Annotated in this window: 14 protein-coding genes; 9 read left to right on the top strand and 5 right to left on the bottom strand. The window is 57.2% G+C overall.

The genetic code is table 11. The features are described from left to right. The first annotated feature begins 100 nt into the window (after positions 1–100). Positions 101–3,604 (top strand): carboxypeptidase-like regulatory domain-containing protein, encoded by a 3,504-nt coding sequence (locus P4G45_RS07220; protein ID WP_348268998.1) that lies wholly within the window; start codon positions 101–103, stop codon positions 3,602–3,604. A gap of 87 nt (positions 3,605–3,691) precedes the next feature. Beyond that, positions 3,692–4,837, top strand: a complete 1,146-nt coding sequence (locus P4G45_RS07215) for a tetratricopeptide repeat protein (RefSeq protein ID WP_348268997.1) — start codon at positions 3,692–3,694, stop codon at positions 4,835–4,837. Between the two features lie 12 nt (positions 4,838–4,849). Here P4G45_RS07215 and P4G45_RS07210 read toward each other — a convergent pair whose 3' ends face one another. Then, positions 4,850–5,896 carry a LacI family DNA-binding transcriptional regulator gene (locus tag P4G45_RS07210; protein ID WP_348268996.1) on the bottom strand — a complete coding sequence of 349 codons (1,047 nt, stop codon included), beginning with the start codon at positions 5,894–5,896 and terminating at the stop codon, positions 4,850–4,852. 284 nt (positions 5,897–6,180) lie between these two features. Here P4G45_RS07210 and P4G45_RS07205 point away from each other — a divergent pair, with 284 nt between their 5' ends. The 7 genes from P4G45_RS07205 to P4G45_RS07175 all read left to right on the top strand — a co-directional run bounded on the left by P4G45_RS07205 (position 6,181) and on the right by P4G45_RS07175 (position 13,283). Further along, on the top strand, positions 6,181–6,903 hold the full coding sequence (locus P4G45_RS07205) for an HAD family hydrolase (protein WP_348268995.1): 723 nt from the start codon (positions 6,181–6,183) through the stop codon (positions 6,901–6,903). Positions 6,904–7,075: 172 nt separating this feature from the next. Then, positions 7,076–7,861: an ATP-binding cassette domain-containing protein gene (locus P4G45_RS07200; protein ID WP_348268994.1), complete on the top strand. Its 786-nt coding sequence runs from the start codon at positions 7,076–7,078 to the stop codon at positions 7,859–7,861. Positions 7,862–7,881: 20 nt separating this feature from the next. Further along, entirely contained in the window at positions 7,882–8,628 is a 747-nt protein-coding gene (locus P4G45_RS07195; RefSeq protein WP_348268993.1) for an ABC transporter permease, read from the top strand. A gap of 2 nt (positions 8,629–8,630) precedes the next feature. Next, the gene (locus tag P4G45_RS07190) at positions 8,631–9,260 is read left to right on the top strand and encodes a TetR/AcrR family transcriptional regulator (RefSeq protein WP_348268992.1); all 630 of its coding nucleotides are present in this window, start codon (positions 8,631–8,633) and stop codon (positions 9,258–9,260) included. A 657-nt stretch (positions 9,261–9,917) separates the two neighbouring features. Beyond that, positions 9,918–12,311: a family 78 glycoside hydrolase catalytic domain gene (locus P4G45_RS07185; RefSeq protein WP_348268991.1), complete on the top strand. Its 2,394-nt coding sequence runs from the start codon at positions 9,918–9,920 to the stop codon at positions 12,309–12,311. Between the two features lie 40 nt (positions 12,312–12,351). Beyond that, positions 12,352–12,921, top strand: a complete 570-nt coding sequence (locus tag P4G45_RS07180) for a hypothetical protein (protein WP_348268990.1) — start codon at positions 12,352–12,354, stop codon at positions 12,919–12,921. Next, complete coding sequence (locus P4G45_RS07175) at positions 12,918–13,283, top strand: hypothetical protein (protein ID WP_348268989.1); 366 nt, start codon at positions 12,918–12,920, stop codon at positions 13,281–13,283. The genes P4G45_RS07180 and P4G45_RS07175 overlap by 4 nt, the downstream gene beginning before the upstream one ends. A gap of 52 nt (positions 13,284–13,335) precedes the next feature. On the opposite strand, the gene P4G45_RS07170 is transcribed toward P4G45_RS07175, so the two are convergent. From P4G45_RS07170 to P4G45_RS07155, 4 genes are all read right to left on the bottom strand, one after another. After that, entirely contained in the window at positions 13,336–13,761 is a 426-nt protein-coding gene (locus P4G45_RS07170) for a DUF1801 domain-containing protein (protein ID WP_348268988.1), read from the bottom strand. Positions 13,762–13,853: 92 nt separating this feature from the next. Further along, positions 13,854–14,273, bottom strand: coding sequence for a DoxX family protein (locus P4G45_RS07165; RefSeq protein ID WP_348268987.1), 420 nt, complete (start codon positions 14,271–14,273; stop codon positions 13,854–13,856). Continuing rightward, positions 14,270–14,722, bottom strand: coding sequence for an SRPBCC domain-containing protein (locus P4G45_RS07160; protein ID WP_348268986.1), 453 nt, complete (start codon positions 14,720–14,722; stop codon positions 14,270–14,272). Before P4G45_RS07160 ends, P4G45_RS07165 begins: the two co-directional genes overlap by 4 nt. Then, complete coding sequence (locus P4G45_RS07155) at positions 14,719–15,063, bottom strand: metalloregulator ArsR/SmtB family transcription factor (protein WP_348268985.1); 345 nt, start codon at positions 15,061–15,063, stop codon at positions 14,719–14,721. The genes P4G45_RS07160 and P4G45_RS07155 overlap by 4 nt, the downstream gene beginning before the upstream one ends. Between the last annotated feature and the right edge of the window lie 285 nt (positions 15,064–15,348).

Here is a 15,348-nt window from a genome sequence, read left to right as displayed (position 1 = left end):
TTATACATTTGGTTTCGACTGGAATCGTTTCCAGACCCCGTCGCGTAGATTTCCCCGTGCGATCGATCTCAATTTTTCATTTAACTTTGGAGGCAGCATCATGCACCAAGTCACAGTCTTCCCTCGCTCAAGCGAGGGACCCTGCCGGAGCACAAGATTAGGAATTGCTCTTTTCGGCATCTTCCTGACCTTTTGTCTTCTGTTTGCGACAGCGCTCCCAGGCTTTGCACAGGCTTCGAGCGGCGTCACCGGTACAGTAACTGATAGCAGCGGAGCCCTTATTCCCGGAGCTGCGGTCATCGTGACGAACGTTAGCACCGGCCAGACCGCCAAGACCGTGACCGGTTCGGCTGGAACCTATGCGACAACAGGATTGCTTCCCGGCCGCTATACGATTACCGTCACGGCTGCAGGCTTCAGCAAGGCAATCAAGAACGAAGTCAATCTTGAGGTCAGCACCAACGCAACCATCGATATGACGCTCAACGCCGGCGCCTCCGATACGGTCATTGAGGTGACTTCACCCCTCATTGCATTGAATACGACTCAGCCCGAACTTGGCACCACGATTGAACCAGAGGTAGTACAGGCCCTCCCTGAGGAGGTATCCAACGGTCGTGGACGGCAGATCGATGCCGTTGCCTTTCTGGCACCCGGTGTCCAAGGAAGCTCCTTCTCGAAGCGCATCAACGGTGGAGTCGACTTTCAGAGTGAGGTTGTCTTTAACGGAATTCCTGCACCACAGCCAGAGACCGAAGGCTATCAGACCGGCTTCAATCCTCCCTTCGACATGGTCAACCAAGTCAAGGTGGAGCGCTCCACATTCTCCGCACAGTACGGTCTGGCGCAAGGCGCTGTGACATACCAGATGGCCTCTGGAACCAACGCCTTCCATGGCAATGCCTTCTACATCAACCGCAATGAGTTTTTCGACGCCAAGGGCTACTTCAATCAAACCACTCCCATCAGCAGAGAGAATAACTACGGCTTCACCATTGCCGGTCCAGTGATTATTCCTCACCTCTACAACGGCAAGGATCGCACCTTCTTCCATTTCTCTCTCGACTTTGGAAAAACGGCGGTATCGAACAACAACATTGGAAGCGTCCCGACGGCACTCGAAAAGACCGGCGACTTCTCCGACTTCGTCGATGGCAACGGCAAGCTGATTCCCATCTATGATCCGCTGACCCACGCTCCCTTCCCCGGCAACAAGATTCCTCAATCGCGCTTCAGTCAGATTTCCCAGGCGATCCTGCCATCCATCCCCGATCCGGACCGTCCCGGCCTCTCCAGCAACAAGACCGCTACGCCGAATTCATTTCCCGAAGTAGCCCACGTTTGGGGATTCGTCATCGATCACAACCTGACCCCCACTCAGTCGCTTCACTACGCCCAGTGGCGTAACTCGTACGACACCACCGGCTTTGACAATGATCCAATCGTTCCGATCACGAACATCCTGCAGAGCGCAAAGAACAACCCTGCACTCGGCTCGGTCTTCCTGCTCAACTACACCAACGCTGTAACGCCTCACCTTGTGGCCACGGCAGGTATTGGCTGGATCGGAGAGATCGGCAACCAGTTCAACGTGAAGCGCGGCGTCGCCTTCCCCGGCGTCGTTGCCAGCCCCATCAGCGACGTCTTCCCAAACATCACCTTCGACGGTCAATACCAGCCGACTAACTACGGCACCTCCAGTGGCTGGGTTCAGTCAATCAACCGCAAGCTCGGTGTTGCGATTGTGAATAACTGGCTCTGGTCCAAGGGCCGTCACACGCTCAACATCGGTGGCGAGTTCCGCCGCACCTACCAGGACGACAATGAGTGCCAGGCGTGCGCGGCTCAGATCAACTTCAGCCAGAAAACCACTGCCGCCCCCGCAGGAACCAGCGACTTCGCTTCCACAGGAAGTTCTTTCGCCAGCTTCCTTCTGGGAGAGGTCGACAGCACGCAGCGTATCTTCGCGAACGAACTGAAGCTGCGCAACCTTTCCATCTCGCCCTACATTCAGGATGACATCAAGGTCACACAGAAACTGACCGTCAACGCCGGCCTGCGCTGGGATATCATGCGCCCCTTCACAGAAAACAAAAACCAGATTGTCTATCTCAACCCGACCGAGCAAAACCCAGCGGCAGGTAACCTGCCAGGTGAGGCCACACAGTTTGGCTCCTGCGCAGGCTGCTCCGGTGTCGACCGTGCGGCTATCCACTATAAGCACTTTGGCCCCCGACTTGGCTTTGCCTACATGGTCAACGAAAAGACGGTGGTTCAGGGTGGTTACAGCCTGGCGTTCCTGGATGGCGGTGCTTATGAGTACGGCACCAGCAAGGTCGCCGTCAGCTATGGCAACCTGCTACAGGGCTCCTTCAACCGCAACAGCACAGGTACCAACACACCCGGCTATGGTGAGTGGGACGGAAACCCCATCCCAGCACCCGCCAATGGCGTGCTGAACCCTGCGCTCGGTATCGGAACCACAATTCGCGCCTTTGACCCCAAGAAGGATGGTTTGGCGCCATACGTTCAGCAGTGGAACATCAACGTTCAGCACCAGCTTCCTTGGAATACGTTCCTTAATGTGGCTTATCTCGGAAACCGCTCTGTGCATCTCAACGGACAGTTGAATCCAATCAGCCAGCCTAATCCGTCTATCCTCGCTCTGGGTGGTCCCCTCCTGACTGCAAACATCAATGATCCTATTGCTGTAGCAGCCGGTATCAAGGCTCCTTATGCGAACTATGCGACGGATCTCGGCGGATCAGCTACCGTTGCCCATACCCTCTCGCCCTTCCCTCAGTACTCGAACGTGTACAACAACTACGACCTGAGCGGAGCAGCGAACTACAACGGTCTGCAGGCCAGCCTTGAGAAGCGTTTCTCGAACGGCCTGTCATTCCTTACCTCGTACACCTTGTCGAAGTCCATGTCGAACGTCGACAGTGGCTTTACAACCTTCGCTTCCCTGCCTGAAAACAAGTACAACCAGAAGGCCGAGTGGACGGTTGCGGGAAATGATATCCGCAACAATACCAAGCTTTCCGGAACCTACGAGCTTCCCATCGGACCAGGTAAATCCTTTGTCAACAATCGGGGAGTTACTGGACAGCTTCTCGGTGGCCTCCAGGTTGGCTTCATTCTGTCCTACCAGACGGGAACCCCGTTTGGTATCTCAGAAAACGACAACCCACTCGGATGCGCCGGTTGCTTCAATCGCCCGAACGAAGTCAAATCGGTGGCACGTAACACCAAGGGCTATGGCGATCTGTCCTTTGCAAATGGCCAAAGCACCCAGCAGGTGTTCTCAACAAATGCCTTCGTCAGCACCAGCCAGAGCTACATTCTCGGTAACGCAGTTCGCAACTATAGCGAACTGCGCAACCCCAGCTTCTATAACGAAGACATCAATGCGCGCAAGAAGTTTGCACTTGGAGAAAAGGTCACCTTCGTTCTCCAGATGGACTACTTCAATGCTTTGAATCGCACCGTCTTCAATAACCCAAACAACAACATCGACAACACGTCGAACTACGGACTGGTCAGTGCCGGCCAGCAAAACAATCCACGCCAAGGGCAGCTTAGCGGACGACTCACCTTCTAAGACCTGTCACTTACTCAACCCGCCGGGCCGCGACACAATCGCGGCCCGGTTTCTTTTGCTATCGCAGCCTCTTATACTGAAAGCTCCATGAATCGACTCGCCGCACTCTTTTTATCTTGTAATCTAGCTTGCGGTGGAACCGCTCTCCTGGCGGCGCAGGCCGTATCGCCGGAGGTGCAAACCCTCTATCAGCACGCGCGAACCGCTCAGGCTGCGGATGACAATGCCAGTGCTGTAGCGGACTACACTAAAATTCTTCGCCTCGCCCCAGGGTTAGGCGCGGCCTATAACAACCTTGGACGGCTTTACTACAACATGGGACGCTATACCGACGCCATTCCCGTTCTCGTGCGCGGCCTGCGTGTAGATCCTTCCATGCATCCTGCCGAGATCATCCTCGGTGCCAGCTACTATCAAACGGGATCGTACGACAAGGCTGCGCTGGCACTCCAAACCGCGTTGAAATCCATGCCCGACGATCGTTTTGCCAGAATCACGCTGGCTCACACCTTGATCGCGCAGAACAAGCCCGAAGACGCAGTGCAGCAGCTTCGACGTCTAACTAACAACGACCCGAAGGATCAGGAAGCCTGGTACCTGCTCGGCAAATTGCAGCTACAACTCTCTCAGCAGGCATTCGAGCAAGTCCATTCCATCGACCCTGACTCGCCTCTATCGCACGAACTCTCCGGCGAAATCATGGAGAGCATGAAAAATATTCCCGGAGCCGTTACCGAGTACAAAAAGGCGCTTGAGCTCGCACCCACGGATGCGGGAGCAATGGAACACCTCGCAAACGCCTACTGGAACGCCGGCGAATGGGAACAGGCACGAGATAGTTTCACCACCATCCTTCAGCACGACGCCAATAACTGCATCGCCCATTGGAAGTTGGCAAACACCCTAGACGAACTGAATGCAGCCGCGCCCGACGCACTGAAACAGGTGGATGCAGCCCTTGCGACCTGCCCTTCGCTTGCCCAGGGTAGAGTCGAGCGGGCACGAATATTGTTACGACTTGGCCGGCCTGCCGACTCGCTGCCCGAGTTGCTCAATGCCGAAAAAGCCGCGCCCGACGAGCCCTCAGTCCAGATTCTTCTCGCAAAGGTCTACAGGGCACTCGGAGATCCCACTCACGCCGCGGCAGCCGACGCAAAGTTCAAGCAGTTGCTCCAGGCTGAGCACACCGGTAAAGAGAACCATGCGGCTGAAGTAATTCGCGCAAATCCCTAGACCCGAACATTCTCAATGCGTAGTATCCATTGTCAGATGGCATCCGCAGGACTCTCGAATCACAAGTTGCGTCGGCAAGCGCAGCGGATCGTTGTTTGACTGCGGAACACCCTCCGTCTGACCTCGCATCCTTCGAAATAATAGCTCCGCAGCCGTGCGTCCCAAGTCGTCTATGGTCTGCTGGACGACACTCATCGGTGGTGTAAGGCTATCGGCAAGATCGAAGTCATCGAAGCAAAGCATTGCGACCTGACTTGGAATTGCAAGGTGAAGCATGCGCAGCGCCTCCCATGTAAAACGTGCCGCTAGATTATTCGCAGCAAAGACAGCGATCGTCCCTTTTTCCGAGTCGATATGCTTCTTGATGCAGGCCTCTGCATCTGCCGCGTTTTCGGCCTTATATAGCAGCGGTTCAAGACCAGCCTCATGCATCGCCTCGACATATCCATGCAACCGCTCCTGAATTGGATATAACTCCGGCTTGATATGAATGCAGAGCACCTTTCCATAACCATGTAACAGCAAGTGCTCAGTTGCTGCCTTCGCCCCCTTACGGTTTTCACTGATAACGGAAGGAATATTAGCTTCACGTAATGGGCGGTCCAACCCGACCACCGGGACTGTCAGACCACTCAGCTTCTCATGTAACTTAGTGTTGCGGGTTTGCGCCGAGGCAAGAATCAGCCCGTCAATCCGATGAATAAGCAATAGCTGTAAATTCTCAAACTCGATCGACGGATCGTCATGCGAGGCCATCACGATAAGAAGAGAGCCATTTTCCCTGGCGACACTCTCAACCGCTTCGGCGCATTGCGAAAAGAACATGTCCGAGATACTGGGAACGATCATCCCTATCATGCCGGAAGTCGCGCCCTTAAGGCTCCGAGCGATTCGATTGGGGCTGTAGCTTAGATCGTGGATCGCCTGCTTCACACGCCGGTTCGTCTCTTCGCTCACATGCATGCGTCCGTTTAGAACTCTCGAAACGGTCGCATTGCCTACCCCAGCCAGACGGGCAACATCACTCAACTTCGGGGTGGGAGGAGGTGCCTTTTTCATTTTGTATTAAGTCCTTACAATTCACTACGCTTTCAGGATAGTTCAGGTTCCCTGATAGTGAGCACAATCTTTCGGACTTACAAAGATTCAGCGATAGCTATAGTCAAGTAACAACTCCGTGTAAAAGGACGCCCGCGGTAATCTCAAAGCCCTTTGCCTTTCATTTCCACTTCCGTCCTCACCCAGCCATTTTATTTGCAGTCGCATCATGCAACTCCTGCTCGTTTGCGAACATCTCTCTGAACTTACCGCGTGATACAGAAACGGTCTTACAATCAGCACCTATGTCCCGAAAAGGCAACCCAACCCGTCACCCCGCCAATCAGACACTGCTCATCGATGCAGACGACACGCTCTGGGAAAACAACGTCTACTTCGAGCGCGCCATCGCCTCCTTCATCTCCTATCTCGACCACCGCGTCTACACGGCCGAGCAGGTCCGCGAGCGCCTCAACAGTGTCGAACGAGCCACTATCTCCGCTCGCGGCTACGGTCTCCACAGCTTTCGCCACTCGCTCATCACCTGTTTCGAGCAACTCACCGATCGCCCCCTCACACACGACAAGCACGCCCGCATCGTCAGCTTTGCCCAATCCATCGCCGATCAGGAGATCGAACTCCTGCCCCATGTAGCCGAAACTCTGGCCGACCTTGCCACCCGTCACCGCCTCATCCTCGTCACCAAGGGCGATCCTTCCGAGCAGACCGACAAGCTGCGCCGCTCCGGTCTCGCCGCGCACTTCAGCGCCGTCGAAGTCCTTCCGGAGAAGCATCACGCCGCCTACCGCAGTCTCTCCGCGCATCACGGTTGCGAAGCCAACATCACGTGGATGATCGGCAATAGTCCCAAGTCTGACATTAACCCCGCCTTCGCCGCCGGACTGAATGCCATCTTTATCCCCCACGACCTCACCTGGGCGCTCGAGCACGAAAATATCAATCATCCCCCTGCTGGCCGCCAGTTCCTGGAACTGGCCCACTTCGCAGAGCTGACCCACCATTTCTAGCTCCATTCCCTTCCTCAACTAAGAATTGTTCTGGGACCAGCGAAGAATCACTCATTTGCCTGCGACGGCATGATCCGCCCCATCGCTCCAATACTCAGGATTGCCTGAATTACTCTTGACAATACTGAACTATACCGTTCAGTATTGTTCAGTACCTGACCGAGGCTAATTTATGATTCGCGTTCAGAACCTGGTAAAGACCTTTGGCGACTTCACCGCCGTCAAAGACATCTCCTTCGACGTAGGCCAGGGCGAGATCTTCGCCTTCCTCGGCCCCAACGGCGCAGGCAAAACCACCACCATCAAGATGCTGACCACGCTGTTGCGTCCCACCAGCGGCACCATCGAACTCGACGGCCTCGACCCAACCATCAAGACTAAAGAGGCACGCCAGCGCTTCGGCATCGTCTTTCAAGACCCCAGCCTCGACGCCGAACAAACCGCCTACGAAAACATGGACCTCCACGGCGTTCTCTACCACGTCCCGCGCAAGCTCCGTGCCGAACGCATCGAGCGTCTGCTCAAGACCTTCGAGCTGTGGGAGCGCAAGGACAGCTACGTAAAAACCTTCTCTGGCGGCATGAAGCGTCGCCTCGAGATCGCCCGCGGCTTCCTGCACACGCCCGCCATTCTCTTCCTCGACGAGCCCACGCTTGGCCTCGACCCCCAGAGCCGCAACCAGCTCTGGACACACGTCAAAGCCCTCAACGAGAGCGAAAAGACCACCGTCTTTCTCACCACGCACTACATGGACGAGGCCGACCGCGTAGCTCATCGCATCGCCATCATGGACCACGGCAGCATCATCGCCGTAGGCACCTCAACGGAGCTCAAACAACAAACCAACACCGACTCTCTCGAAGCCGCCTTCCTTGCGCTCACCGGCTCGTCCCTGCGCGACGAAAGCGCCAACTCGACCGACCGCCTGCGCCAAATGGCAAAGATGTGGAAGCGGTAAAGAAAGGGTGGAGATCATAAATGGGCGCGATATATATTCTTTGGCTGCGTGAATTGAAGCGTTACGTGCGCTCGCGCGTACAGATCGTCGTGTCGCTGGGCCAGCCCTGCCTTTATCTGCTGGCGCTCGGCTTCGGCTTCGGCCCCGTCTTCAAACAGGCAGGCCACGGCAGCTATCTGCAGTTCATGGCCCCCGGCGTCGTCGGAATGACGGTGCTCTTCAGCTCCGTCTTCTCCGGCATCGCCATGCTCTGGGACCGCCAGTTCGGCTTCCTCAAAGAAACACTCGTAGCTCCCGTCTCGCGCCTGCAAATCATGGTCGGCCGCACCCTCGGCGGCGCAACCGTCGCCATCATTCAAGGGACGCTGATCCTCGTCATCTGCCTCATCGCAGGCTTCCGGCCCGAGTCATGGACCGCGATTCCCTTCGCCTTCCTCTTCGTCATCCTCATCGCCGTCGTCTTCGCCGCACTCGGCACCGGCATCGGCTCCATCCTGCAGGACATGCAGGGCTTCCAGCTAGTCATGAACTTCCTTGTGCTCCCCATTTTCTTTCTCTCTGGAGCGCTCTATCCCCTCTCCAACCTGCCCACAGCCATGGCAGTCATCGTCCGCATCGACCCGCTCACCTACGGCGTCGACGGCCTCCGTGGGGCACTCGTCAACGTATGGCAGTTCAGCGCCATGCTCGATATCTCCGTCCTCGCTGCAATAGCCTGTGTCTTCCTCGGCAGCGGCGCTTACCTCTTCTCGAAGATCGAAGCATAGTCATGGCACGACCCAGAAGCATTCAGGCACACCGTAAAGTTGTGGAAGCAGCCGCTGAATTATTCTCCGAGCATGGCATCGATGCCACCAGCATGGATGCCATCGCCGAATCCTCCGGCGTAAGCAAAGCCACCATCTACAAGCACTGGCCCGACAAGGACGCGCTCTGCCTCGAAGTCCTCGGCTTCGTCCACGGCCTCGACGAAAAGCCTCCCATCTTCGACTCCGGCGACTTTCGCACCGACCTCATCGGCCAGCTACGCTACCAGCCCGCAGCCGATCGCAAAGCGATGAAGGACAAGATCTGGCCGCACCTGATGGCCTACAGCGCACGCAACCGTGCCTTCGGCGCAGCCTGGCGAGCGAAGGTGCTCGAACCGGCACGCATCGGCCTCGCCGCCACCATCAAGCGCGGCGAAAAACTAGGCGCTCTAAGGACCGGCATCGATCCCGAAGTCGGCATCGCCCTTCTCCTCGGCCCCATGATGTACCGCCACATCTTCGCGCAACGCTTAGGCCAGAACGCCCCCAAAGACCTCGAAGTCCACGTAGCCGACGCCTTCCTAGCCGCCTTCGCAAAACAGTCACGCAAAGATCAGAAGCCCTCCACCAGAAAACAAGTTAGACGCTAGATTTTTGCTTTTTCCAAGAAGTAACTCATTCTCTGTCGGTAGTGAGTCTGAAAAGACAATAATCAACCAGCCGCACTGAGAAGGCCCAGCAAGGTAAATATTGGAATGAAAAGTGCCAATATCCACCATCTGGATGCTCGAACAGACGCAAATATAGCTAGAAGGAGCGCTAAACCAACCAAAGACGGAATGCCGACGAACCTGAAATAAACGTTCGATATGGGAGGCGCGTACCGCATACACAACCAGAACGCAGCCATGATGGCGACGCTGATCATGCCACATATATCGGCAACGGTTCTGGTCAAAAATACTGACATACGCTCGCCTTATCCGCGCACAATGAAAGACAAATGCAACGGGCTTTTTCAGATTGTGTTTTACAGAATGTCTTTTCCTGCCATCGGCAGAGAGCTTCGCGGCGCAAGGTTAGCGACGCACATTCGATAAATTTTTCATCCGCACATCCTAGCAATATCAATTTTATTACGCTTGCGATTCAGGGACGTGTTACACCATTCGCAGCTTTTCGAAGACATAACCCCTTCCCATCGTAGGGCCATAATACTTACCCCAAAGTAGCCCCACCCAAATCCTGCTATAACTTCCATGCCGACTTTTCACACAATATACCGGTATTGAAATCAGGGAGAGAACATGCCTCATCGTGCGCGCCGCCTCGCCGGGACCATCCTCATCGTCATCGCATCCTGCGCCGCCAGCCCGGCCCAAAGCTCCACCGCTCCTGTAATAAATTGGCAAGCCCACTGGATCACCGCCCCCGCGCTGCCGCCCTACGCACCGGCCCTCGTTCATTTTCAGCGAACCATCGATCTCCCCGCCAAGCCCGACCACTTCATCGTCCGCGTCAGCGCCGACAACGCCTTCCTCCTCCACGTCAACGGCGAGACCGTAGGCCGCGGCCCCGCCAAAGGCGACCTCGCTCACTGGCGCTTCGAGACCATCGACCTCGCACCCTTCCTGCATTCGGGCAGCAACATCCTCGCCGCCATCGTCTGGAACTACGGCGAATACAAATCCGCCGCTCAGTTCACCAACCGCACCGCCTTCCTGCTCGAAGGCACCTCTCCCGAAACCGAGTCCGCCAACACCGACAAAAGCTGGCAGACCGAGATCGACCACGGCATGACCATCGAGCCACTCACCAAGCCGATAGCTCACAACTACTACGCTGCCGAGCCCATCGAGATCATCAACACAAAGGACTTCGACGCCGCATGGGATGCGCCCATCACCGATCCCTCCCACTGGGCCCCCGCCGTCCCACTCGACCGCGCAGCCTCACGCGGCGCGCGCGACGCCGACAGCAACTGGCAACTCGTCCCCGACCTTCTCCCGCCAATGGAGTACACCCCGCAGCCCGGCGGCAAAGTCGTCCGCACCACCGGGCTCGACTCCGCGGCAAACTTCCCTGACGGCGCGATCACCATCCCCGCCAACACCACCGCCAGCATCCTCATCGACAACGGCACCCTCACCACCGGCTATCCCGAGCTGTCGCTCAGCGGAGGCAACGCCGCCACCATCCGCCTCACCTACGCCGAAGCCCTCTACGACGCCAAAGGCGAAAAGGGCAATCGCAACGACATCACCGGCAAACACATCGCGGGCATCTACGACGACTACATCGCCGACGGCAGCAACAACCGCACCTTCGCCCCGTTCGTCTGGCGCACCTGGCGCTATCTCCAAATCGACATCCACACCGGCGACCAGCCACTCCAACTCAACCGCTTCCACTTCACCTTCTCCGCCTTCCCCTTCGTCCACCGTGCCAAATTCACCAGCGACGACCCCTCGCTAGAAAAAATCTGGAACATCGGCTGGCGCACCGCCCGCCTCGACGCCCACGACACCTACATGGACACGCCCTACTGGGAGCGGCTCCAGTACGTCGGCGACACGCGCCTGCAAGCTCTCATCTCCTACTCCAACGCAGGCGACGACCGCCTCGCCCGCCAGGCCATCAACGCCATCAACGACTCCCGCATGCCCGACGGCATCACCCTCAGCCGCTACCCCACCTCCCTCTTCCAGTCCATCCCGCCCTTCTCTCTCCTCTGGATCGGCATGGTCCACGACTACGCCCTCTACCGCGACGACCCCGCCTTCGTCCGCCAGCAGCTCGAAGGCACCCGCACCGTCCTCGCCTGGTTCCTCCAACACCAGAACCCCAACGGCCTCATGGGCAAACTTCCCTGGTGGTCCTTCATCGACTGGACCGAAGACTTCAAAGGCGGCGAACCACCACAGGACGCAAACGGTGACTCCGCCATCATCACCCTCCATTACATCGAAGCCCTCCGCGAGGCCGCCGAGCTTGAATCCGCCTACGGCGACCCCGTCCTCGCACAGCGCTACCGCGAGACCGCAGCCAAGTCCGTCAGCGCCATCCAGACCCTCTGCTGGAACCCGCAAACCCATCTCTACACCGACACCCCACACGGCAACCACTACAGCCAGCACACCAACGCCATGGCCGTCTGGCTCGACGTTGCACCCGCCGCCGCCCAGCGCGGCATCATGACCCACATCCTCGACCCCGCCAACGCCTCAACCATCTCGCCCGCGTCCTACTACTACCGCTTCTACCTGAACCGCGCTCTCCAGCACGCAGGCATGGGCGATCAATATATCCAGCAGCTCCAGCCCTGGCGCAACATGATCGACCTCGGCCTCACCACCTGGGCCGAACAGCCCGAGCCCACCCGCTCCGACTCCCACGCCTGGAGCGCCCACCCCAACTTCGACCTGCTCAACATCGTCGCCGGAATCCAACCCGCCAGCCTCGGCTTCAAGTCCGTCCTCATCGCTCCGCACCTGGGCCCGCTGCACACTCTCACCGCCAGCTACCCCCATCCGCAGGGCACCATCGAAGTGCAATACACCCGCGAAGACGGCAAGCTGCACGCCATCGTCCACCTGCCCCACAACCTACACGGAACCTTCCGCTGGCAAAACCGCTCCTACCCCATCACCCAAGGCACCCTCAACCTAACCATCCCCGACAACAAAGACAAAACGTCCTGAATAATGGATACGTCAACCATCTAGAGTGCTTGGAGATTTCATGGAAGTTACGGTACGTAGTTTTGTTTCCGGCGTGCATGGTCTTATGTTCGGTGGATTTTTTCTTATGGCGATCTTTGGACTTGTGGTGGAACTATGCCGATCGGCCTTTGAAAAAGAGTCTTTAGAGCTTTCAGCGCGAGGCTACAGGTTGGAACGGTGTTATCTGATCGTAACGGCTGCGCTAGGCTGGGCGGCGGTGCTTTCAGGAGCCTATGTGGTGTATCCGTGGTATCGGGCGGCGGTGCCCCCTGGCGTTACGAATTTAACCGGATATCCGCAACACCTGTTGATGGCGAAGGCGACGAGCATCGAATGGCACTCATTGGGGATGGAGTGGAAGGAGCATGTGGCCTGGTTCGCTCCCATTGCGATGACGATGGTGGCTTATGTGCTCGCGAAGTACCGTGGGTCTATCAAGCAGCATCCTTCCGTAAAACGTGCCGTAATTGCGTTTACAGTGGCGGCGCTTCTGGCCGGCGGGATCGCGGGAGGTTTCGGCGCAATGATCGACAAAGCGGCGCCAGTAGAGGGTGGAGGAACGATCACAATCGTGAGAGGGGCAAAATGAATTTACCCGCATCGAACAAGGAAGATCGCCTGCTCGACTCAGAAGGACAGCTCGTAAATGGTCCTGCCGCTGCGGCGATCCTGAGTGCCGGGATCGGTTGTTTTGCGATCGGACTTCTGGCCGTCATTGGCGATGGGTCCAGGACGATGGCTGGACTATTCACTTTTTACCGGCCTACGGGGCCGCTGTCGGGCGTCAGTTCGCTTGGCATCATGGTGTGGCTGGCGGTTTGGCTTGGACTTGCGAGATTTTGGCGGACCAGAACGGTGGCCATCGGGAGAGTGAACCTTGCGGCGTTTGTATTTTTGACCTTGGGTTTGCTGCTGACGTTTCCGCCTTTCGAGCATTTGCTGCTGAAGTAATCCGCGAACCTGCAACGACTGCCTCGGCAACTCCAGCGCCATCGCTCATTCGCTATTCAGCCTGCTTGCCGCTCGCTCGTGGAGACTTCGGTTTGCTCTTGGCCTTGAGATTGAGCGCCACTGCCGCGCGAATGAGTTCCTTCAAGGCCGCCTCATCGATCTTCTCCCCTTCGTGGATGTCGATGGCGCGCCTCACATTCCCGTCGAGGCTGGAGTTGAATAGACCGGAAGGGTCCTCCAGCGCAGCTCCCTTGGCAAATGTTATCTTGACGACGTTCTTGTACGTCTCTCCGGTGCAGACGATGCCGCCGTGCGAAAAGACGGGAGTGCCCATCCACTTCCACTCTTCGACGATCTCAGGGTCGGCCTTGTGTATGATCTCGCGCACCCTCGCGAGCGTCTTCCCCCGCCAGTCTCCAAGTTCCTTAATCTTCTCGTCGATGAATGCAGAGGCAGATTCCACGGACGGTCCTTTCATTTAGCTGCGCTCCGCGTAACCTGCAACCTTGGGAGGACGACACTTGGCGTTAGTGGCAACCAGAGCTCGATGCGGAAGCGCTGCGCATGTGTTTATACCGGCCGGTCGCTTGTCACAGGAAAGAGGACGCCGATGGTCCGGCTTTGGGGTCGCAGCGCCCAAGACGCCACAGTAAGACCAGCAATGATAAGCGGCGCGAGGATGTGAAAGCCGTAAGCGCCGTAAATGCCGACCGAAGCGGAGGAGGCGGCCGCGCCGGTCAGGTCAAAGAAGATGCCGGCATACGCCCATTCCTTGAGCCGTGGAAAACGCGGCACCAGGATGGCAATCGCTCCAAGCACCTTCCAGACGCCCAGTATGGTCACAAAGTACAGCGGGTAGCCGAGGATGTGCACAAATCCATCGACAGTGCCCTGCACACGGGCTACCTGCGCGACGCCCCCGCTTCCGATAAAAAACGCTACGAGTGCGGTCGTAATCCAATAAGCAATGTTTTTTGCCTTCCTGCTCATTCCAACCCCCCGAGCACACCTTCCAGACCACCGAAGAACTTCTGCCAGCCGTAATTTGCACCCTGATACGCTGCCTGCTGATCGGGACGGAAGCCGGACTGCTCCATGCGAACGTGAGTGCCTCCCTCCGCTGGAGTCAACGTAAAGAGCACCACCCATTGAAGCCCGGATTCGCTTCCTCCAACGCCCCAGTTATAGGACAGACGTTGCAACGGGTCGACGATCAGCACCTCGCAGTCGACAACACCATCCCAGTTCGGCATCGGGTCTGCCCGGAATTGGAACTTCCGCCCGACCACCGGTTCGAAGTCGTTGTTCATCATCCACTGCGCGAGCAGCGGGCTCTCCGTAAGCGCTCGCCACAGCTTCTCTGGTGGGTGTGGGAATACCCTCTCCATCACAAGGGTACGGGGACTCTGTGCTGAATTGCTCGTCGATTCTTGGCTCATGGCTTCATCCTTTCCAAAAGGGCTTCAAGTTGGTCAAACCGGTCACGCCAGAAGGCGCCGTAGACATTGAGCCAATCCACCATCGGCGCCAGCGCATCGGGCTGCACGCAATAGTGAGTTTCCCGTCCCTTGCGGCGATGCCGTACCAGCTTCGCTCGCTTCAGCACCGTCAGGTGCTTGGAGACAGCAGGCTGAGATACGCCCGCATAGCGAGTCAAGGCGTGGACGGTCTGTTCGCCTTGCCGGCTCAGCTCCTCGAAGATAGCCCTGCGAGTCGGATCGGCAAGAGCACGGAAGACGTGATTGGCATCAGAGGGCTTCACACGCAAAACCATAGCCATATGGTTATGGTTTGTCAAGAGAGAAAAACAAACGATTTCGATTGCAGCCTTTGCGAAGACTCGACTCAATTGCGCAGCAGAGAGAGGCTAAGGACAGAGTCGTGACGAGCTTGGCTTAGCACAGCCTCAAATGATCCCTCTCTCGATGCGCGCACAATCCCCAAAGCGCGTCTCGTATTGTTGCAGTTCTTGAAACGTGCCTTGCCTGATGGGAATAGGGGAGCGCGCTCATTTTCCTGAAGACGTTTAGAAAAAGCGTCGTGTCCCGGGTGTTATCCGGGCAAA

This window comes from Edaphobacter paludis (assembly GCF_039993895.1).
GTDB lineage: Bacteria > Acidobacteriota > Terriglobia > Terriglobales > Acidobacteriaceae > Edaphobacter > Edaphobacter paludis.
Note: the sequence above shows the minus strand (reverse complement) of the source record. Positions and strands in the feature narration are given on the sequence as shown.

Coding starts and splice junctions, on each gene's coding strand:
- P4G45_RS07220 (WP_348268998.1), top strand. CDS start 101: ATGCACCAAGTCACAGTCTTCCCTCGCTCAAGCGAGGGACCCTGCCGG.
- P4G45_RS07215 (WP_348268997.1), top strand. CDS start 3,692: ATGAATCGACTCGCCGCACTCTTTTTATCTTGTAATCTAGCTTGCGGT.
- P4G45_RS07210 (WP_348268996.1), bottom strand. CDS start 5,896: ATGAAAAAGGCACCTCCTCCCACCCCGAAGTTGAGTGATGTTGCCCGT.
- P4G45_RS07205 (WP_348268995.1), top strand. CDS start 6,181: ATGTCCCGAAAAGGCAACCCAACCCGTCACCCCGCCAATCAGACACTG.
- P4G45_RS07200 (WP_348268994.1), top strand. CDS start 7,076: ATGATTCGCGTTCAGAACCTGGTAAAGACCTTTGGCGACTTCACCGCC.
- P4G45_RS07195 (WP_348268993.1), top strand. CDS start 7,882: ATGGGCGCGATATATATTCTTTGGCTGCGTGAATTGAAGCGTTACGTG.
- P4G45_RS07190 (WP_348268992.1), top strand. CDS start 8,631: ATGGCACGACCCAGAAGCATTCAGGCACACCGTAAAGTTGTGGAAGCA.
- P4G45_RS07185 (WP_348268991.1), top strand. CDS start 9,918: ATGCCTCATCGTGCGCGCCGCCTCGCCGGGACCATCCTCATCGTCATC.
- P4G45_RS07180 (WP_348268990.1), top strand. CDS start 12,352: ATGGAAGTTACGGTACGTAGTTTTGTTTCCGGCGTGCATGGTCTTATG.
- P4G45_RS07175 (WP_348268989.1), top strand. CDS start 12,918: ATGAATTTACCCGCATCGAACAAGGAAGATCGCCTGCTCGACTCAGAA.
- P4G45_RS07170 (WP_348268988.1), bottom strand. CDS start 13,761: ATGAAAGGACCGTCCGTGGAATCTGCCTCTGCATTCATCGACGAGAAG.
- P4G45_RS07165 (WP_348268987.1), bottom strand. CDS start 14,273: ATGAGCAGGAAGGCAAAAAACATTGCTTATTGGATTACGACCGCACTC.
- P4G45_RS07160 (WP_348268986.1), bottom strand. CDS start 14,722: ATGAGCCAAGAATCGACGAGCAATTCAGCACAGAGTCCCCGTACCCTT.
- P4G45_RS07155 (WP_348268985.1), bottom strand. CDS start 15,063: ATGGCTATGGTTTTGCGTGTGAAGCCCTCTGATGCCAATCACGTCTTC.